Origin of the sequence: Synechococcus sp. FACHB-909 (assembly GCF_014698945.1) — a bacterium.
Lineage (GTDB): Bacteria > Cyanobacteriota > Cyanobacteriia > PCC-6307 > Cyanobiaceae > Cyanobium.
The window spans coordinates 13,164-30,139 of the sequence record NZ_JACJTY010000013.1 but is presented as its reverse complement, the minus strand read 5'-3'; the positions used below and the strand labels follow the sequence as shown (position 1 = coordinate 30,139).

Genomic DNA, 16,976 nt, shown 5'->3' with positions numbered 1-16,976 from the left:
ATTTCGAGTTCACTGGCCTCCTACTTTTGAGGATGGCCGTTCCGCTGCTTGCTGCGTACATAGACAGCCTTGTTTCTTCGCTGCGTCTCGAACAAGTCAATCGCTTCAAACAACCCACTGAGCTTTGCATAGCCATAGTTGCGAGGGTCAAACGAGGTCTGATTGGCAATGTGCATCCCTACGGGAGAAAGATTTGACCAGCCGTCGTCATCCGCAGCAATGGTCACCGCACTCCGCAGCAAAGTGATGAGCCTTGTATCTTGCTTCAACTCCTTCCCAGTTTTCTTGATGCCCGCCGGTGGGACAGAAGGCTCAGTTGAGGTCATCGACTGGTCGATTGTCTCCAGGTACAAAAAGGTCGAGCAGGCGTAAACAAAAGGCAAAGGGGTCTTCTTCTCACCAAAGCCGTAGACTTTCAAGCCACTTGTCAGGATTCTCATCACCAGAGGCGTAAAGTCACTGTCGCTCGAAACAATCGCAAAGGCGTCCAGCTTCTGGGTATACAGCAAGTCCATGGCATCGATGATCATTGCTGCATCGGTGGCGTTTTTCCCTTTGGTAAGGTCAAATTGCTGGACTGGGCAAATCGCATATTCCTGCAGGCACTCTTCCCAGGATTTCAAGGTTGGGCTCTTCCAGTTCCCATAGGCCTTGCGAATATTGGCAACTCCATATTTTGCGATTTCGGATACGATTGCCGAGATCTTGGCGGCTGGAGCATTGTCAGCGTCAATCAGGAGCGCGATCTTGGATTCTGATGGTGGCATCTTAGTCATGCGCCGTAGGCTAGCCTCTTCTTTGGACTCTACTCATGACACATTCTACTTTCTTGGTTTTCATTTGAATTCATTAACGTTGGAGTTCAGGCGCGGCCGTAGGCCGCCGCTTGGAACGACCTGCTAGACGTCATGGCCGCAGTGTTGGTACGTCGAAGGCCATTACAGTCAGGTATAGCTCGCAATTTCTGTCATCTCGATTAGCAAACAGGTATCGGAAGATTGTCTCGGTCGACCCTGGCAAGTCCTTCTTGTATTGCGGGTGCGCACGGACCGCGTCCGGAATTGCCGCCAACACCTTTGAGAAATCGCGGTTCCGATTGAACACCACCACCGCTGTTTTTGTGTCTCTCCAGGAGCTGTAGCCAAGGAGCTGGTCGATAGTCTCCGCAAGCTTCTTAGGTCCCGACCAGAACTTGCACTCGGCGATGAAGATGTTCCGGCCTTCCGAGCGAATAAGAATGTCCGTTTTGCCTTCATAGTTGAAAGTCTCTCCAGTAGCTTGGCCTTGGTAGTGCCCGTTGAGTTGAACGAGGAAATGCGATCGCAAAGCTTCTTCGTCAACGTCATGAAATGCGGAGGGGCTCAGTTCCATAACTTGTGTCATGCCTTGCATGACACCAAGAATGTGCTCATAGTCGTTCTGGCCCAGCGTTGGCTCCGGCTTGTACGGCGCAGAACTCGCGCGAGGCATATCAGGGGAAATCTTCTTCCGCACCTCCGCCGGAACATATGTCTTCTGAGCGTTCTGCCTCTGCTTCATCTTAAAGCCGAGCGACGCAACAGTATTGCGGTTTGCAAGTAGCTTGTTGCGTCGCGCCTCAATCGCAGTGCGAGCCTCGCCCTGAAGTTGCCCATTCAATCCAGCCACGTTGTTTCGAAGATTCGTCAGATACGATTGAACCTCTCGAACGGTCCGTTCTATCTCTGCCCGCACCTCCGCCGCCTCAAGGTTTGTTCCTGCGATCGCGAACGTCAGTAGGTTGCCACGCACGCTTGCCCTAGGCGGACTCAGTGTGTACGGATTCGGCTGGATCTTGAAGGCCTCTGCCTCGCCTGTGAAAGGGATCTCAACTTCGATTTCCGACCCGGTGATGTAGAACGGTCTGCTTCGGTCTGAGATGTACCGGTTCCGGTCCCTGCTGACGTCAATCTGCTTCTCTCGCTGATCGACCGTCAGGTTCTCTTCGTCAAGAACCGGAACATCGATCTTGTACTTCTCAGAGAAGTAGAGCGCCAAATCGTCTACAGAGGTATTCAGTAGGCGATCAGGGTCGACCTTCTGGATCTCTGCGACCATTTGCTGGCGCTGGTGCCGATCAACTGAATGCCAATCAGCCCCCGTGAACAAGTAGTCTTCCCGAGCCACAAGCTTCTCCTCTGACGTCTAACTTGTTCTTAGGAGGTTCCGTGAACCATCCCCAGATGGCAGGTCCATTCCTGATAAGACAACTGAGTTCACAGCAACCAGCCTCTTAAACCCTTTACCCACAACGCCACTCTAAGTAGGAACGCCAACCCCAGCTGCGGTTAACGCGTCCGTGAACCACCTGTGTCCACGGCTACAGCAGAGCGCAATGTTGTGAATCACGCGGGATGCTCCAGCAGCAACCCATGCGCATTCCAGGCCCGCAGGCCTCCCCGCATATTCGCCACCTGGCTCAGCCCCTTCTTCTGCAGCTGCTGTGTAGCCAGAGCCGAGCGACTGCCGGAGTGGCAAAGCACCACCGTGGGCCGATCCGTGGGGATCTCGCCGGCTCGCGCCGGTAGCTCGGGCAGGGGGATCAGCAGGCTGCTCGGGATGCGGCCGTCCGGGCCCTGCACTTCCGCTTCGGAACGCACGTCCACGAGCGTCAGTGACTCGCGGTGGTCGGCCACCCAGTCGGGCGTCAGTTCCGGCAGGCCGGCATAGCTGCGCTCGATCGGTGCCCAGTCGTCCGCTTCCTCCAGGCCACCGTCGGCGGGCCTGCCGGAGCGCAGGTTGGCCGGCACGGCCACGGAGATCCGGTTGGGGTGGGGGAGATGCAGGTTCTCCATGGTGCCCACGAAGTCGCGCTCGTCGGCCTCGCCCCCGAGCCGGCCGCTGTAATCGTGGGCCGGGTAGAGCAGGCAGTGGTCGGGCAGGGAGAGGAGCTGCTCGGTGACCGAGTGGTACAGGGTGGCGGCATCCCCCTGCTGAAAGTCGCAGCGGCCGCAGCCCCGCACCAGCAGGGCATCGCCGGTGAAGGCCACGCTGTGGTCATCGAGCACCACGCTGAGGCACCCATCGGTGTGGCCGGGGGTGGCGCGCACCTCCAGATGGCGGCCGCCGAAGCTCACCCGATCGCCATGGCGCAGGGGCAGGGTCACGTTCTCGGCCCCGGCGACGGCGGCCAGGGCGATGGCGCAGCCGGTGGCCCGGTGCAGCCGCCAGCTGCCGGTCACGTGGTCGGCGTGCACGTGGGTGCTGCTCGTACACCGAATCGATCAGCACCCCCTGCCGGGAGGCCACATCCGCCAGCAGGTAGGTGAAGGTGCCCGTCTCGGCGTCGAACAGCTGCCGCAGCAGCAGCGTTGCACCGCCGGCGGCGGCCGCCAGGGGGAAGGTGGAGGAAGCCATTCCCGCTGGGGACTCAGTCCGGTCCCTGCTGGGCCCCAGCCTGCTGCTTCCGGCCGCCTTCCGCCAGCACGCCCTGCAGGTAAGCGCCCACGAACATGCCGGCCAGGCCGATCAACACCGGCCCGTTGCCGATGCCGATGCTGGCCACCGCCGCCCCCGGCGCGGTGCCGGCCAGCATCGGTTTCACCTCGTGGGAAGCTCCAGCAGCGTGGTCTGGCGCAGCCGCGGGGCCAGCCGGAAGCCGATGGTGGTGACCGCCAAGGCCGCCGCCATGAACACGGCGACCGCCAGCAGCGAGGCCCTCGAGAACGAGGCGGCGCCGCAGATTCCGTGGCCGGAGGTGCAGCCCGAGGAGAGCCGGATGCCGAAGCCCACCAGCACACCCCCGAGCGCCAGCCGCCAGTCGCGCGAGCCGCGCTCAGGCTTGAGCGGCGTGACGTAGGTGAGCGTGGAGCTCAGGAAGGAACTGGCACCGGCTTTGACACCGAGGCTGAGGACCATGACCATCTATCCCAGTCCGAGGCACAGCCCCCCGTACAGATCGGACGTGACGCCATTGGGGAAAGGGAAGCCCAATCGATGCGGTCACCGAAAAGGCTTGGACCATAAACACATGGCCCGCTGCAGGCAACTGCGGGGGGCTGCCCCGCCGAGGAGGCCGGATCAGGCGGCGACGTTCTAGGCCTTGTCGAGCCCCAGGGCTATCCGTCGTTCAGCGATGGAATCCTGCAATACCTTCACCGTTGCCGGCGATCGCACGGCCTCGAGCGAATGAATCTTGATGTGCCTGAGTCTGGCGCCCGTTCCCTCGAGGGCTGGATGCGCATCGGCGATGCTGGCGCCGTGAAAAAAGCCCAGGTTGGCATAGCTCTTCTGGGGCATGATGTACGCATAGGCTTCCGACATCTTCTTCTCCCCGAAGCCATAGGCAGCCGATGGCTCACCCGGGCGGGGCACCTCGACACTATCCGGATGGAGTTCCTGGATCAGCGTTCTCAGGGCCAGACAGATCAGGCGCACATCCTGCGGCGCCGACGCCAGAACATCCTCGAACGTGCCCAGTCTGTTGATGCTTTTCAAAGGAGCTCCAGGCCCAGCAGGGCGATCACCTGATGGGCCATGGGCCGCGCCCCCAACTCAGACCGCCGCCGGCTCGCTGCTCTGCGCCTTCTTCTGCTCGGCCAGCACCTGCTCGAGACCCTCGATGTCTTCGTCGGTGATCTTGGTCTGCATCGGGCAGTGCTTGGGGCCGCACATCGAGCAGAACTCGGCCTGCTTGTAGATGTCGGCCGGCAGGGTTTCGTCGTGGTACTCGCGGGCCCGCTCCGGATCCAGGCTCAGGTCGAACTGCTTGTTCCAGTCGAAGGCATAGCGGGCGCGGCTCAGCTCGTCGTCGCGGTCGCGGGCGCCGGGGCGGTGGCGGGCGATGTCGGCGGCGTGGGCGGCGATCTTGTAGGCGATCAGGCCCTCGCGCACGTCTTCGGCGTTGGGCAGGCCCAGGTGTTCCTTCGGCGTCACGTAGCAGAGCATCGCCGTGCCGTGCCAGCCGGCCAGGGCCGCGCCGATGGCGCTGGTGATGTGGTCGTAGCCGGGGGCGATATCGGTGACGAGGGGACCGAGCACGTAGAAGGGCGCCTCGCTGCACTCCTCCATCTGCTTCTTGACGTTGAACTCGATCTGGTCCATCGGCACATGGCCCGGACCCTCCACCATCACCTGCACGTCGTGCTTCCAGGCGCGGCGGGTGAGTTCACCCAGGGTCTTCAGTTCGGCCAGCTGGGCGGCATCGGACGCGTCGTGCTGGCAGCCCGGCCGCAGCGAATCCCCCAGGGAGAAGCTGCAGTCGTAGCGCTTGAAGATCTCGCAGATGTCGTCGAACCGCGTGAACAGCGGGTTCTGGCGGTGGTGGTACAGCATCCACTGGGCCAGGATGCCGCCGCCGCGGCTCACGATCCCGGTGAGGCGGCCCTTCACCTTGGGCAGGTGCTCGATCAGCAGGCCGGCATGGATCGTCTGGTAGTCGACGCCCTGCTGGCAGTGCTTCTCGATCACATGCAGGAAGTCGTCCTCATCGAGCTTCTCGATCATCCCGTGCACGCTCTCAAGTGCCTGGTACACGGGCACCGTGCCGATCGGCACCGTGGAGGCGTTGATGATCGCGGTGCGCACCTCATCGAGGTTCACCCCGCCGGTGGAGAGGTCCATCACGGTGTCGGCGCCGTACTTCACCGCCAGCTTCAGCTTGGCCACCTCCTCATCGAGGTCGGAGGCATTGGGGGAGGCGCCGATGTTGGCGTTCACCTTGCACTTGCTGGCAATGCCGATCGCCATCGGCTCCAGACCCGGATGCTCGATGTTGGCGGGGATGATCATGCGGCCCCGGGCCACCTCCTCCATCACCAGCGACTCGGGCAGGTTCTCCCGCTTGGCCACGTAGGCCATCTCCTCGGTGATCACCCCCTGGCGGGCGTAATGCAGCTGGGTGACGTTGGCTTGACCACGACGCTTCTGGATCCAGGCGCTGCGCATGACAGGAATGACGAAGGACTGTTGGGCGCAGCCTGAGAGCTTCCGCACTTCCCTGCGCCGGCATGACCCGGATCAGGTTCGGAGGGTGTGATCTCAGCCCTGGGCGAAGCGATCGGTGGATCCTGCGCCGGGCACCCCTAGTGACTCTCGAAACCTAGCAAGGCTGAACGGGGGTGGGGCCAGGGCTGAAAGGGTCAGGGCCAAGGCGGAACGGGGACAGGGCTCAGCAACCATGTTTCCGGGTTCTGTACAGGCTGTACAGATTCGGGAAACGGCGCGCGCGCGCATCCCCGGGCCCACGAACGCCCGCTGGAGCAGGCGCAGGCGCAGGTGTCAGGCCTGCAGGCCGTCCAAAGCAATGGCCGTGACGCGATGGTCGCCGTCGCCCTGCAGCGCCGCCAGGGCCTCGCGGGCCTGGGCCGCCTCCGGCCCCCGACCCTCACGCACCAGGCGCCCCAGGATCTCGGCCCCGCCGGCCCGCACCGTGCCGTCGCCATCGGTCACCGCCTCCCGGGCCAGCTCCAGCAGCCAGGCCGCCGGCATCGCCTCCTGCTCCGCCAGGGCCGAGAGGATGCTGCAGCGCACCAGCCACTGGTCGTCGGCCACGAACGCATCCCGCAGCAGGGGCCAGGCCCGCTCCACCCCATAGCTGGCCAGGGCGTTGGCGGCCTCGGCCCGCACATTGGCGTCCTCGTCCTGGCGCACCGCCGTCTCCAGGGCCGCCCAGCCGGCCTCGCTGCGCTTCACCCCCAGCCCGGCGCAGGCCAGTGAACGGATCACGAAGGTGGCCTGCTCCAGCCCCAGCAGCAGCAGCGGGATCGCCGCCTCCGGCTCCACCCCCCGCAGCCCCGCCAGGGCCGGCATCGCCCGGCTCGGATCGCCCGAAGCGATCGCCTGCCGCGCCGCTTCCAGATCGGGGGTGGACTCACTCACGGGGATCAGGGCGGGGATCCTTCACCTTGGCGCAGCTCGCCGCCGGCCGGGGGGCCCTGGCGCAGGGCCCGCAGCAGCTCGGCCCGCCGCCGCCGCCGCCGGATCCAGCTGGTGGTGAGCAGGCCGGAGCCGATCACCAGGGCAGGCACGGCCGGCAGCTTGTCGGCCCCCTGGCGGGTGCACAGCACCAGCAGGGCCAGCAGGATCAGCAGCGGCGAGGAGAGCGCCAGCAGTGCCGCCCGGAAGCGGGAGGGCCGACGGCCGCTCAAACCGGCTGCTCCATCCAGCGCAGCAGGCTGAGGGTGAGCACCTTGATGCCCACCTCCAGGCAGCCCTCGTCGGGATCGAAGCTGTTGCTGTGCAGCGGCGTGCAGCCACCGGGCCCGGCCACCCCCAGGCGAAACATGGTGCCGCGGGTGCCCTCCAGCAGCTGGGCGAAGTCCTCGGCCCCCAGGGACGGCTGCTCCAGCCACTGCACCTTGGAGCGGCCCAGCAGTCCCACGGCCGTGTCGGCCACCAGCTGGGTGAGCTCCGGATCGTTGTGCACCGGCGGGGAGATGCAGCGGTAATGGACCCGGGCCTCGCCGCCGTGGCCCTGGCAGAGGGCGTGCACCGTGTCTTCAATCCAGCCCGGCAGCTGGGCGTGCACCTCCAGATCCAGGCAGCGCACCGTGCCCAGCAGCCGCACGTGGTCGGCGATGACGTTGAAGGCCTTGCCCCCCTCGATCAGCCCGAAGCTCACCACCACCGGATGGAGCGGGTCGAGCCGCCGGCTGATCGCCTCCTGCAGCCCACTCACCACCCGGGCGGCGATCCAGATCGCATCGGTGCTCTGGTGCGGCCGGGCGCCGTGGCCCCCCTCCCCCAGCACCTCCACCTCCAGCTCCCCCGCCGCGGCCGTGAGGCTGCCGCTGCGCACCCCCACCGTGCCCACCTCCAGGCTCGGGAACACATGCACCCCGAACAGGGCCTGCACCCCCTCCATCGCCCCATCGGCCCGCATCCAGGCCGCCCCTTCCGCCGTCTCCTCCGCCGGCTGGAACAGCAGCCGCACCCGGGCCGTGAGCCGGTCGGCCACGCCGGCCAGCAGCCGCGCCACCCCCAGTCCAACGGTGGTGTGGATGTCGTGGCCGCAGGCATGCATCAGGCCCTGGCGGCTGGAGGCATAGGGCAGCTCGGTGCGCTCCTCGATCGGCAGGGCATCCATGTCGGCCCGCAGGGCCACCAGCGGCGCCCCCACCGGCCCCAGTTCGGCCACCACCCCGGTGCGGCCCACCCCTTCACGCACCTCCCAGCCCCAGCGCCGCAGCTCACCGGCCACCAGGGCGGCGGTCTGCTGTTCGTGGCCGCTCAGCTCGGGGTGGCGGTGGATGTGGCGGCGGATCTGGATCAGCTCCGGCAGCAGCGACTGCAGGGTGTCCTCCAGTCCCAGGGCGTCCCAGGCCCCATCCCCCCCCTCGACGGGCCCGCCGGGTGAGAAGGGGGGAAAGGACAAGGGGGTCATGGGCGGAGGGGGAGGCCGAAGGGGCGAAACCGGTTCAGGAGGCCAGGGCCAGGAACTGGGCCAGAGCCTGCACGGGCACGGGCGGCCAGCGCCGTATCTGCAGCAGCCATTCTTCCTGCCGGTAGCGGGGATCGAGGCCGGAGGCCGCGGCCCAGTGGCTCTCGGCCTCGCCCCGGGCCCCCCGCTGCCACAGCAGCGCCGTCAGGCCGGCGCGGGCATCGGCGAACAGCGGGTAGCGGCGGATCAGATCGCGCAGCTGCTTCTCCGCCACCGGGATGTCCCCCAGCTGGAAGGCGGCCAGGGCGGCGCTGGAGCGGGCCATGGCGAAGCCCGGCCGGGCGGCGGCGGCCGCCTCGAAGCACTGGCGGGCCGCCGGCCAGTCACCCAGGGAGCCCTCCACGTTGCCCAGGTTGTAAAGGGCGGAGGCATCCTCCGGATTGCGCTCCAGGATCCAGGCGTAGTCGGCCGCCGCCTCCGGCCAGAGGCCCAGGGCCTCCTCGGCGGTGCCGCGGTTGAGGTGGGGGTCGGCGCTGGCGGGCTCCAGCTCGATGGCCCGGTCCTGGTCGGCGATCGCCGCCCGGGCGTCCCCCAGGGCCAGCTGCACGTTGCCGCGGTTGCTCCAGGCCGAGGCGTCCTCGGGCGCCAGATCCACCACCCGGTCCCACAGGGGCAGGGCCTCGCCGAAGCGCCCCTCGCGGCTGGCGGCCAGGGCCTGCTCGAACAGGGCCGGCAGTGACGCCGCCGCGCTCGGCGGCCAGGCCAGCAGCCCCACCAGCAGCACCAGCAGGGCCAGCACCGCCGCCGCGCGCCGCCTCATGCCGCCACCGCGGACGCACCATCGAGGTGGGCGCGGCCGGCGGGGGTGACGATCCGGCCCCGGGGGGTGCGCTGCAGGAAGCCCAGCTGCAGCAGGTAGGGCTCCACCACCGCTTCCAGGGTGGCGGGATCCTCCCCCAGCCCCGCCGCCAGGGTTTCGAGCCCCACCGGCCCGCCGCCGTAGGCCTCGAGCATCAGGCTCAGCAGGCGCCGGTCGCTGGCATCCAGGCCGCGGCCGTCCACCCGGTGCAGGGAGAGGGCCTCCTCCACCAGCGCCGCATCGATCTGGCCGTGGCCCCCCACCGCCGCCACGTCCCGCACCCGGCGCAGCAGCCGGTTGGCGATGCGGGGCGTGCCCCGGCAGCGGCGGGCCACCTCCTGGGCGGCGCAGGGCTGCAGGGCCAGCTGCAGCAGGCCGGCGGCCCGCACCACGATCGCCTCGAGGTCATCGAGGCCGTAGAACTCCAGCCGCTGGATCAGGCCGAAGCGATCCCGCAGCGGCGAGCTCAGCGAACCGGCGCGGGTGGTGGCCCCCACCAGGGTGAACGGGGCCACCTCCAGGCTGCGGGTGCGGGCCGTGGTGCCCTTGCCGACCGTCAGATCGAGGCGGAAGTCCTCCATCGCCGGGTAGAGGATCTCCTCGGCCACCCGGTTGAGGCGGTGGATCTCATCGATGAACAGCACCTCGCGGGGCTGCAGGTTCACCAGCAGACCGACGATGTCCCGCGGGCGCTCCAGGGCCGGGGCGCTGGTGATCCGGCAGCGCACCCCCAGCTCCTCGGCCAGCACCAGGGCCATGGTGGTCTTACCGAGGCCGGGGGGGCCGTAGAGCAGCACGTGGTCGAGGGCCTCCTGGCGGCGGCGGGTGGCCTCCACGGCGATGCGCAGCACCTGCTTCAGCTCGCTCTGGCCGATGTAGTCATCCAGCCGGCGGGGCCGCAGGCCGTCCTCCCGCACGGGGGTCTCCTCGACGGCGGCGGTGGGGTCCACGAGCCGCTCCGGAGCCGCCCCGGACCGCGGCCCCCTGGGAGCGGGTGCGGCCGTTCCTCCCGAAGAGATGATCGCCATGGCTGGAGGGTACCGGCTGCTGCCTAGGGTCGGGGAGCACCCAGGTGATCAGGAACGCGGCGATGGGGAAGGGGCCCGGCAGGAAGGGCGGTGGCGCCAAGGGCGCCGATCCGGCCAACCGGCTGCTGGCCGACAACCGCCTGGCCCGACACCAGTACGAGATTCTCGAGACCCTCGAGACCGGCATCGAGCTGCTCGGCACCGAGGTGAAGTCGATCCGGGCCGGCCAGGTGAACCTGCGCGACGGCTTCTGCCTGATCCGCAACGGCGAGATGCAGCTTCACAACGTCCACATCTCCCCCCACAGCCACGCCGGCAAGTTCTTCAACCACGAGCCCCTGCGGGTGCGCAAGCTGCTGGCCCACCGCCGCGAGATCGACAAGCTGCGCGTCTCCCTCGATCAGAAGGGCCTCACCCTGATCCCGCTGAACCTGCACCTCAAGGGCTCCTGGATCAAGATCACCATCGGCCTGGGCAAGGGCCGCAAGCTGCACGACAAGCGCGCGGACGAGAAGAACAAGCAGATCGCCAAGGAGACCCGGGCCGCCGTCGCCAGGCTCTGAGCGGCCTCAGTTGCTGGGCGGTGCGGGGGGCGCCGGTGGGGTCGCGGGGGCCGGGGCCGCCGGGGCGGCCGGTGCCGGGGTGGTGCCGGGGGTGTCCGGAGCGGGCGTGGCCGGCGTGTCCTGGGGCTCCTCGGGGGCCGGGGGGGCGTCCGGCGCCGGCGGCGGCGTGGGGGCCGGCGGATCGGCCCGCAGCGACAGGCGGATCAGGGCCGGGGCGACGCCGTCGTTGGTGAGCAGCAACTGCACCGGCGAGCTCTTCTGGGAGTCGAGGGTGACCACCCGCAGCGGCCCCCTCGGCTCCAGCAGGGTGCCCCCGGCCGAGTAGACGCTCATCTGCAGCAGCGGCGAGCCGCTGACGCCGAGGGCAAGGCCGTGGCCGGCGGGCAGGCGGATCGGGAACAGGCGCGCCCCGCTGGCGGGCACCTCGGCCGACAGCACCTGGGCGTTGCCTGAGGGGGCCTCGATCGGCTCGATCCTCAGGTTCTCCAGCATCATTTCGGCGGCGGCGTACCAGATCTGGCGGAAGGGTTCCGGCGGCATCGCCTGGGAGGAGCGGCTCGGCAGCAGGTTCTGGACGCTGGCCGACACCAGCTCCCGCAGCACCGCCGGGCTCAGCCCCTGGCCCACGAAGCCACCCTGCCGCTGCTCCCAGTCGCTGGCGCTGAAGTTGCCCAGCCGGCGCCGCAGGGGCAGGGGCAACTGCTCCACCCGGGCCAGCCATTCCTCGGCCAGTTCGTTCCACACCCGCCGCAGCGGGGCGTCCTCCAGGGAGTCGGAGGGGAGGCGGCCGTTGCGCTCGGGGTACTGGGCCAGCAGGGCCGCATCCACCAGGCTCAGGAACCAGGCCCGGTCCACCTGCATCGCCCGCAGGCGGTTGAGCAGCTGCTGGCGCTGGTCCACCTCCGAGGGGGGCAGGCTGCTGGGGAGCTCGCTCTGGCCGCCGGGGGCCGGGGCGGCCACCTTGCCGCGGCTCAGCCACCACCAGCCCACCGCCGTCCCCACGACCGCCGAGAGCACCAGGGCGATCAGCACCGGCCAGAAGCCCCCCTCGGCCTCCTCCTCCCGTTCCTCATGGCGGCGCCGCAGGCTGTCGCTGACGGCCACGGCGGCCGGCGGCGGTGGCGTGGTGGCGGTGGCCGTGCGCAGCGGCAGCTGGGGCTCCGCCCGCTCCACGGCAGGCCGGCGGGGCTCTGCCGCGACATCTGCCGCGGCATCCGCCGCGATGGCGGCCGCGATCGCCGCCTCGGCGGCGGCCGGGGCCGGCGGCGGCGGCGGGGCGGTTGGGGCGGCCTCCGGCACCAGCACCACGGTGCGGTCGGCCCGGGGCACCGGGCCCGTGCTGTCGGGCATCGCCAGGGACTGGAAGGCCACCAGGGCCTGGCCGGCGGAGGCGAAGCGCTCCTCAGGGTGGCGGCTGAGCAGGCGCTGCAGGTGGCGCAGCAGCTCCGGCTCGTGCTCCAGGGCCGCCGGCCAGCGCCACTGCATCGTCGCCGGATCGAGCAGGCGCTCCGGCCCATCCCCGCTCAGCAGCACCAGGGACACCACGCCCAGGGCGTGCAGATCCATCCAGGGCTGGGCGGGCTCGCCCCTGGCCAGCTCCGGCGGGGCGTAGCCCGGGGTGGCCCCCAGCAGCCGCTCGCCGGCGGGGCCGGCGGACGTGCCCCGCACCAGGCCGAAATCGAGCGGCACCGGCAGGCCGTCGCTGTCGCGGCGCAGCAGGTTGGCGGGACTGAGGTCCCCGTGCAGCAGGTCCTGACTGTGCAGGGCGGCGAGCACCGGCAGCAGCTGGCGCAGCAGCAGCAGCACCTCCCCCGCCCCGAACACCAGCTGGCGCTCAGCGCGCAGCTCCAGCAGCTGCTGGTAGGTGCGGCCCGCCTGCCACTCCCGCACCAGCCAGAGCTGGCCCTCGGCCTCGATCACGGCGCCGATGCGGGGCACCTGGGGGTGGAGCACCCCCTGCAGCCGCGACCACAGCTCCCGGGCCCGGGCCTGGTCCTGGTCCGGCCCGATGCGGCGCAGGGCCACGGGCCCGTCGGCGGCCAGCTGGTCACTCGCCTGCCACAGCTCCCCCTGGGGGCCGCCCGCCTCCGCCCCGAGACGGCGTTCGAGCCGGTAGCGGCCGCCGATCACCTGGCCCTGGGCTGCGGTCATGGGATCAGGGCCGTGCCGGTGCGCTGGGGCTGCTCGAGGCCGCGGCCCGCCAGCCAGTCCTGGTCGTAGAGGCGGGAGCGGTAGCGATCGCCGCTGTCACACAGGACGGTGACGATGCGATGGCCGGGGCCCAGCCGCCGGGCCGTCTCCACTGCCGCCGCCACGTTGATCCCCACCGATCCGCCCATGAACAGGCCCTCCTGCCACAGCAGGCCGTAGATGGTGCGCAGGGCCATGGGGTCGTCGATCCGCACCGCGTCGTCGATCGGCGCCCCCTCCAGGTTGGCGGTGACGCGGCTGTTGCCGATGCCCTCGGTGATCGAGTTGCCCTCGCTTTTGAGGGTGCCGTCGGTGGCCCAGCTGTAGAGGGCGCTGCCGCAGGGATCGGCCAGGACGCAGCGGATCCTGGGATCCTGCTCCTTGAGATAGAGGGCCACCCCGGCGTAGGTGCCGCCGGTGCCTGTGGCGGCCACCCAGGCATCCAGCCGGCCCCCGGTCTGCTCCCAGATCTCCGGCCCGGTGCTGCCGTAATGGGCCCGCCGGTTGGCGAGGTTGTCGAACTGGTTCGCCCACACGGCGCCGGGCGTCTCCTCGGCGATGCGGCCCGAGAGGCGCACGTAGTTGGCCGGGTCGCTGTAGGGCACCGCCGGCACCGTGCGCACCTCGGCGCCGAGGCTGCGCAGCAGGCCGATCTTCTCCGCCGACTGGGTCTCGGGGATGACGATCAGGCAGCGGTAGCCGCGGGCATTGCAGAGGTGGGTGAGGCCGATGCCGGTGTTGCCGGCGGTCCCCTCCACCACCGTGCCCCCCGGCTTCAGTTGGCCGCTGGCCTCCGCCTCCTGGAGGATGCCCAGGGCGGCCCGGTCCTTCACCGACCCGCCGGGGTTCATGAATTCCGCCTTGCCCAGGATCTCGCAGCCGGTCAGGGCGCTGAGGGCATGGAGCCGGATGAGCGGCGTTCCGCCGACCGCCCCGCTGAAGCCCTCGGTGATCCCGGTGCTCATGCCGTCGCTGTGGGCTCCCATGCGGCTGGCCTTCTCCATCGCTGCGTGGCCGGATCGTAGGGAACATCCCTATGGTCGGCCCCAGAGAACGGCAGGACCATGGGTTCCAGGGCACACGCGCCGGCGGACATCCCCTGCCTCCTGCTACGGCTCCAGGCGGTCCGCCAGCACAGTGAACGCCTGATCCAGGGTCTGGAACCCGAGGACCTCTGCCTCCAGGGCATGGCCGATGCCAGCCCCGCCAAGTGGCACCTGGGGCACACCACCTGGTTCTTCGAGACCTTCCTGCTGGAGCCCCACCTGCCGGGCCACGCGACGCCCGATCGCCGCTGGGGCCACCTGTTCAACTCCTATTACGAGGCGGTCGGCAGCCGCCACCCCCGTCCTGAGCGGGGCCTGCTCACCCGGCCGGCCATCGGCGAGGTGCTCGCCTGGCGCCGGCGCGTCGACGCCGGGCTGGAGACGCTGCTGCTGCAGCTGGATCGCCAGCCACCCGAGGCGGCCGGGCCCCTGCTGGAGCTGGTGGAACTGGGGCTGCAGCACGAGCAGCAGCACCAGGAGCTGCTGCTGATGGATCTGCTGGACGGCTTCAGCCGCAACCCGCTGGAGCCCGCCTATGGCGTCGAACCCCCCGGCGCCGGGGCACCGGAAACCACCGGCGGCTGGCGCTCCCACCCCGGCGGGCTGGTGGAGATCGGCCACGCCGGTGGTGGCTTCCACTTCGACAACGAAGCCCCCCGGCACCGCCAGTGGCTGGAGCCCTTCAGCCTCGCCGAAACCCTCGTCACCAACGAGGCTTACGCCGCCTTCATCGCCGATGACGGCTACCGGCGGCCGGAGCTGTGGATGAGCGAGGGCTGGGCGCTGGTGCAGCAGCAGGGCTGGAACGCACCGCGCTACTGGCGCGGCGAATGGGAATTCAGCCTGGCGGGCCGCCGGCCCCGGCACCCCCAGGCGCCCGTGCGGCACGTCAGCTGGTTCGAGGCCGACGCCTTTGCCCGCTGGAGCGGCGGCCGCCTGCCCAGCGAAGCCGAATGGGAGCTGGTGGCGACGGAAGCCGCCCAACCGGACGGCCGCCCCCTGCCCCAGGCCTTCGGCGCCCTGTGGCAATGGACCGCCAGCCCCTACCGGCCCTACCCGGGGTTCCGCCCCGCCCCCGGGGCCGTCGGGGAATACAACGGCAAGTTCATGACCTCCCAGTTCGTGCTCCGCGGCAGCTGCTTCCTCACCCCGGCGGGCCACGCCCGCCCCACCTACCGCAACTTCTTCGGGCCCCACTGCCGCTGGATGGCCGCCGGGCTGCGGCTGGCCCGCGACGGCGCACACGACGGTACCGGCGCCCCATGCTGATCGACCTCCATCCCGAACCGGCCGACATGGCCCGGCTGGTGATCGATGGCATGGCCCGCCGCCCCAAGCAGCTGCCGGCCTGGCTGCTGTACGACGCCGAGGGTTCCCGTCTGTTCGAGGCGATCTGCGAGCAGCCCGAGTACGGCCTCACCCGCACCGAGACGGCCCTGCTGGAGGCACGGGCGCCCGAGCTGGCCGCCGCCCTCGGCCCCGGGGTGGTGGTGGAGTTCGGGGCCGGCAGCGCACGCAAGGTGAGCCCCCTGCTCAGCGCCCTGGATCCCGCCGCCTATGTCGCCCTCGACATCAGCGCCGACCACCTGGCCCCCGCCTGCCGGGCCCTGCAGCAACGCCATCCGGACCTGGCGGTGCTCGGCATCTGCTGCGACTACAGCCGCCTGGAGCAGCTGCCCGAGCACCCCGCCCTGGAGGGCCACGGCCGGCTGGGCTTCTACCCGGGCAGTTCGATCGGCAACTTCGACCCAGCCGGCGCCCGGGAGCTGCTGCGCCAGTTCCGCCGCCTGCTGGGGCCGGACAGCCGCCTGCTGATCGGCATCGACCAGCCCAAGGCGGTGGAGCGGCTGGAGGCGGCCTACAACGATGCCGCCGGCTGGTCGGAGGCCTTCGCCCGCAACCTGCTCACCCGCCTCAACCGTGATCTGGACGGCGATTTCCACCCCGACGACTTCCACTACCGGGCCTGGTGGGAGGCCGGCCAGTCCCGCATCGCCATGGCCCTGGTAAGCCGCCGCGACCTGGAGGTGCACCTGGCGGGGCGGTCCTGGCCGTTCGCGGCCGGCGAGCCGCTGATCACCGAATACAGCCACAAGTACGCCCCCGAGGCCTTCCTGGCCCTGGCCGCCGAAGCCGGCTGGCTGGGGGCGGGCCGCTGGAGCGATGCCGCCGGCGATTTCGCCCTGCATCTGCTGGTGCAGGCAGACTCGGAACAGCACCGGAGCACGCCATGAGCAGGGAGGAGCAGCGTCAGTCCATGCGCGGGGTGCGCGAGGGGCTGATCGAGGAACTCGAGGATCTCTACCGCCGGGCCTTCGACCGCATCGGCGAACAGGACTTGGGCGAAGGGGCCATCGCCCGGCTCACCCAGCTGCTGCTGCGCTCGCGGGAGGCGGCCATCACCCCCCTGCAGGAGGAGATTGAGGCGCCCCTGATCACCCGCGCCCCCGGCGAACCGGTGCCATGAGCAGCAGCTGGCTGGAGGAACTGGAGGCGCGGCTGGATCAGCAGCTGGAGGGCTTCCTGCGCACCAATCCCCAGCAGGAGGAGCTGCTGCGGGAGCAGGCGTCCCGCGACCGCCAGCGGCAGCTGCTGGCGGAACGGCTGCGCCTGCGCCAGCAGGCGGAGGAGCAGCGGCGCGAACTGCTGCGGCTGGCCGAGGAGATCCGCCAGTGGCAGGAGCGCACCGGCCGGGCCCGGGCCGCCGGCGCCGAGGACCTGGCCGGCCGGGCCGAGCAGCATGTCGGCGGCCTGATGGACCAGGGCCGCCACCGCTGGCGCGCCCTGGCCGATCTGGGCCAGCGCTTCGCCGGCGTGGAGCAGGAGCTGGCCGAGCTCACCAGCCGGCCCCGCCCCGGCGCCGCCCCCACCCCCGACCTGGAGGCCGACTGGGCCCATTTCGAGGCCCAGCAGGAGCTGCAGGAGCTGAAGCGCCGCAGCCAGCGCTGAGCC

At 69.6% G+C, this 16,976-nt stretch carries 19 protein-coding genes and 1 riboswitch; of the genes, 5 read left to right on the top strand and 14 right to left on the bottom strand.

What is annotated here, in order from left to right:
* Positions 1–20: 20 nt before the first annotated feature.
* The 12 genes from H6G99_RS15650 to ruvB all read right to left on the bottom strand — a co-directional run bounded on the left by H6G99_RS15650 (position 21) and on the right by ruvB (position 10,225).
* Positions 21–776, bottom strand: a complete 756-nt coding sequence (locus H6G99_RS15650; protein WP_286191212.1) for an NYN domain-containing protein — start codon at positions 774–776, stop codon at positions 21–23.
* Positions 777–906: 130 nt separating this feature from the next.
* Positions 907–2,076 (bottom strand): hypothetical protein, encoded by a 1,170-nt coding sequence (locus tag H6G99_RS15645; RefSeq protein WP_199297255.1) that lies wholly within the window; start codon positions 2,074–2,076, stop codon positions 907–909.
* 287 nt (positions 2,077–2,363) lie between these two features.
* Complete coding sequence (locus tag H6G99_RS15640) at positions 2,364–3,215, bottom strand: MBL fold metallo-hydrolase (protein ID WP_353617267.1); 852 nt, start codon at positions 3,213–3,215, stop codon at positions 2,364–2,366.
* A 173-nt stretch (positions 3,216–3,388) separates the two neighbouring features.
* The gene (locus H6G99_RS15635; protein ID WP_199297254.1) at positions 3,389–3,562 is read right to left on the bottom strand and encodes a hypothetical protein; all 174 of its coding nucleotides are present in this window, start codon (positions 3,560–3,562) and stop codon (positions 3,389–3,391) included.
* Positions 3,559–3,882: a YeeE/YedE family protein gene (locus H6G99_RS15630; protein ID WP_190612491.1), complete on the bottom strand. Its 324-nt coding sequence runs from the start codon at positions 3,880–3,882 to the stop codon at positions 3,559–3,561. Before H6G99_RS15630 ends, H6G99_RS15635 begins: the two co-directional genes overlap by 4 nt.
* 171 nt (positions 3,883–4,053) lie before the next feature.
* Positions 4,054–4,455 carry a DUF1801 domain-containing protein gene (locus H6G99_RS15625; protein WP_190612489.1) on the bottom strand — a complete coding sequence of 134 codons (402 nt, stop codon included), beginning with the start codon at positions 4,453–4,455 and terminating at the stop codon, positions 4,054–4,056.
* A gap of 57 nt (positions 4,456–4,512) precedes the next feature.
* The gene (gene thiC, locus H6G99_RS15620) at positions 4,513–5,904 is read right to left on the bottom strand and encodes a phosphomethylpyrimidine synthase ThiC (RefSeq protein ID WP_190612487.1); all 1,392 of its coding nucleotides are present in this window, start codon (positions 5,902–5,904) and stop codon (positions 4,513–4,515) included.
* 32 nt (positions 5,905–5,936) lie between these two features.
* A riboswitch (TPP riboswitch) is annotated at positions 5,937–6,053 on the bottom strand.
* 184 nt (positions 6,054–6,237) lie between these two features.
* Entirely contained in the window at positions 6,238–6,837 is a 600-nt protein-coding gene (locus H6G99_RS15615) for a HEAT repeat domain-containing protein (RefSeq protein WP_190612485.1), read from the bottom strand.
* 5 nt (positions 6,838–6,842) lie between these two features.
* Positions 6,843–7,106, bottom strand: a complete 264-nt coding sequence (locus H6G99_RS15610; protein ID WP_094584297.1) for a DUF3188 domain-containing protein — start codon at positions 7,104–7,106, stop codon at positions 6,843–6,845.
* The gene (locus H6G99_RS15605; protein WP_286191211.1) at positions 7,103–8,341 is read right to left on the bottom strand and encodes an amidohydrolase; all 1,239 of its coding nucleotides are present in this window, start codon (positions 8,339–8,341) and stop codon (positions 7,103–7,105) included. The genes H6G99_RS15610 and H6G99_RS15605 overlap by 4 nt, the downstream gene beginning before the upstream one ends.
* Positions 8,342–8,375: 34 nt before the next feature.
* On the bottom strand, positions 8,376–9,158 hold the full coding sequence (locus tag H6G99_RS15600) for a tetratricopeptide repeat protein (RefSeq protein ID WP_199297253.1): 783 nt from the start codon (positions 9,156–9,158) through the stop codon (positions 8,376–8,378).
* Positions 9,155–10,225, bottom strand: a complete 1,071-nt coding sequence (ruvB, locus tag H6G99_RS15595) for a Holliday junction branch migration DNA helicase RuvB (protein WP_190612484.1) — start codon at positions 10,223–10,225, stop codon at positions 9,155–9,157. Before ruvB ends, H6G99_RS15600 begins: the two co-directional genes overlap by 4 nt.
* A gap of 62 nt (positions 10,226–10,287) precedes the next feature.
* On the opposite strand from ruvB, the gene smpB reads away from it, so the two are divergent.
* Positions 10,288–10,788, top strand: coding sequence for an SsrA-binding protein SmpB (smpB, locus tag H6G99_RS15590; protein WP_190612482.1), 501 nt, complete (start codon positions 10,288–10,290; stop codon positions 10,786–10,788).
* 6 nt (positions 10,789–10,794) lie between these two features.
* On the opposite strand, the gene H6G99_RS15585 is transcribed toward smpB, so the two are convergent.
* Positions 10,795–12,939, bottom strand: a complete 2,145-nt coding sequence (locus tag H6G99_RS15585) for a serine/threonine protein kinase (protein WP_190612477.1) — start codon at positions 12,937–12,939, stop codon at positions 10,795–10,797.
* Complete coding sequence (locus tag H6G99_RS15580; protein WP_286191210.1) at positions 12,936–13,964, bottom strand: cysteine synthase A; 1,029 nt, start codon at positions 13,962–13,964, stop codon at positions 12,936–12,938. Before H6G99_RS15580 ends, H6G99_RS15585 begins: the two co-directional genes overlap by 4 nt.
* Positions 13,965–14,042: 78 nt before the next feature.
* Here H6G99_RS15580 and egtB point away from each other — a divergent pair, with 78 nt between their 5' ends.
* From egtB to H6G99_RS15560, 4 genes are read left to right on the top strand one after another with little or no spacing between them, the layout of a single operon-like run.
* On the top strand, positions 14,043–15,293 hold the full coding sequence (gene egtB / locus H6G99_RS15575) for an ergothioneine biosynthesis protein EgtB (protein WP_190612474.1): 1,251 nt from the start codon (positions 14,043–14,045) through the stop codon (positions 15,291–15,293).
* On the top strand, positions 15,287–16,258 hold the full coding sequence (gene egtD / locus H6G99_RS15570) for an L-histidine N(alpha)-methyltransferase (RefSeq protein ID WP_190612472.1): 972 nt from the start codon (positions 15,287–15,289) through the stop codon (positions 16,256–16,258). Before egtB ends, egtD begins: the two co-directional genes overlap by 7 nt.
* Positions 16,255–16,491, top strand: coding sequence for a hercynine metabolism small protein (locus tag H6G99_RS15565; protein WP_094584291.1), 237 nt, complete (start codon positions 16,255–16,257; stop codon positions 16,489–16,491). Before egtD ends, H6G99_RS15565 begins: the two co-directional genes overlap by 4 nt.
* Positions 16,488–16,973 (top strand): hercynine metabolism protein, encoded by a 486-nt coding sequence (locus tag H6G99_RS15560; RefSeq protein WP_190612471.1) that lies wholly within the window; start codon positions 16,488–16,490, stop codon positions 16,971–16,973. Before H6G99_RS15565 ends, H6G99_RS15560 begins: the two co-directional genes overlap by 4 nt.
* Positions 16,974–16,976: the final 3 nt, after the last annotated feature.

Coding starts and splice junctions, on each gene's coding strand:
- H6G99_RS15600 (WP_199297253.1), bottom strand. CDS start 9,158: ATGAGGCGGCGCGCGGCGGCGGTGCTGGCCCTGCTGGTGCTGCTGGTG.
- H6G99_RS15605 (WP_286191211.1), bottom strand. CDS start 8,341: ATGACCCCCTTGTCCTTTCCCCCCTTCTCACCCGGCGGGCCCGTCGAG.
- H6G99_RS15580 (WP_286191210.1), bottom strand. CDS start 13,964: ATGGGAGCCCACAGCGACGGCATGAGCACCGGGATCACCGAGGGCTTC.
- H6G99_RS15650 (WP_286191212.1), bottom strand. CDS start 776: ATGACTAAGATGCCACCATCAGAATCCAAGATCGCGCTCCTGATTGAC.
- egtB (WP_190612474.1), top strand. CDS start 14,043: ATGGGTTCCAGGGCACACGCGCCGGCGGACATCCCCTGCCTCCTGCTA.
- egtD (WP_190612472.1), top strand. CDS start 15,287: ATGCTGATCGACCTCCATCCCGAACCGGCCGACATGGCCCGGCTGGTG.
- H6G99_RS15560 (WP_190612471.1), top strand. CDS start 16,488: ATGAGCAGCAGCTGGCTGGAGGAACTGGAGGCGCGGCTGGATCAGCAG.
- ruvB (WP_190612484.1), bottom strand. CDS start 10,225: ATGGCGATCATCTCTTCGGGAGGAACGGCCGCACCCGCTCCCAGGGGG.
- thiC (WP_190612487.1), bottom strand. CDS start 5,904: ATGCGCAGCGCCTGGATCCAGAAGCGTCGTGGTCAAGCCAACGTCACC.
- H6G99_RS15645 (WP_199297255.1), bottom strand. CDS start 2,076: ATGGTCGCAGAGATCCAGAAGGTCGACCCTGATCGCCTACTGAATACC.
- H6G99_RS15630 (WP_190612491.1), bottom strand. CDS start 3,882: ATGGTCATGGTCCTCAGCCTCGGTGTCAAAGCCGGTGCCAGTTCCTTC.
- H6G99_RS15585 (WP_190612477.1), bottom strand. CDS start 12,939: ATGACCGCAGCCCAGGGCCAGGTGATCGGCGGCCGCTACCGGCTCGAA.
- H6G99_RS15565 (WP_094584291.1), top strand. CDS start 16,255: ATGAGCAGGGAGGAGCAGCGTCAGTCCATGCGCGGGGTGCGCGAGGGG.
- smpB (WP_190612482.1), top strand. CDS start 10,288: ATGGGGAAGGGGCCCGGCAGGAAGGGCGGTGGCGCCAAGGGCGCCGAT.